Origin of the sequence: Pantoea sp. QMID4 (assembly GCF_030270445.1) — a bacterium.
Taxonomy (GTDB): Bacteria; Pseudomonadota; Gammaproteobacteria; order Enterobacterales; family Enterobacteriaceae; genus Pantoea; species Pantoea vagans.
On sequence record NZ_BSXL01000026.1, the window covers coordinates 1 to 746 of the forward strand.

1 protein-coding gene is annotated in these 746 nt (G+C 66.8%); it reads right to left on the reverse strand.

Annotated features, from left to right (window positions below; genetic code table 11):
* Positions 1–746, reverse strand: a 746-nt coding sequence (locus tag QSK07_RS22655) for an autotransporter outer membrane beta-barrel domain-containing protein (protein WP_285797972.1), incomplete at both ends; no start/stop codon positions are given.

Genomic DNA, 746 nt, shown 5'->3' on the forward strand with positions numbered 1-746 from the left:
GTGTAGAGCGAGGTGCCGGCCCGGTCGTGCAGGGAGAGGGTGAACAGGTCGCGCGAGCCCTGCAGGTTGGCGGCGTAGGCGCCGGCTTCCGGGCGCACCATGCGCACGGCGTGCGGGTTAACAGGGTCAACAGGGTCAACAGGGTCAACAGGGTTAACAGGGTTAACAGGGTTAACAGGGTTAACAGGGTCAACAGGGTTAACAGGGTTAACAGGGTCAGGCTGCGGGGCCGGCGTCACGTAGCTGGTCAGGTACCAGCCTTTATCGTCGGTGCCGGAGGCGTTGCCCTTCTGCAGCGCATAGTCGTACGCCCCGGCCACCACGCGGTTGCCCTGGGTGAAGGTGGCGCCTGAACTGCCGTCCACCTGTACCACCTGAATGCCCTCCAGGGTCTGCGCCCCGGAGCCGTTCTCGTTGGCGATGTTCAGGGCCGAGGTGCCCGAGGTGTCGCCCTTCACGACCAGCTTATCGGTCAGGGAGTCGTCGCCGGCGTAGACGCCGCCCAGCGACACGGTGCTGCCCGCGGCGCCGGTGTAGTTGCCGTCCACGGTCAGGGTGTTGCCCGCGCTGTGGGACGTCGGGTTCAGCACCACGCTGCCGCCGTTAGTGAGGCTGCCGGTGATTTCAGCGGCGCTTCCCTGCTCGTCGCTGAGGGCGAGGGTGCCGGTGTTCGTCACGCTGCTGCCCAGCGTGCTGCCGCCGTTCAGCACCAGGGTGCCTGCGTTGCTGACCGCGTCATCACCCTG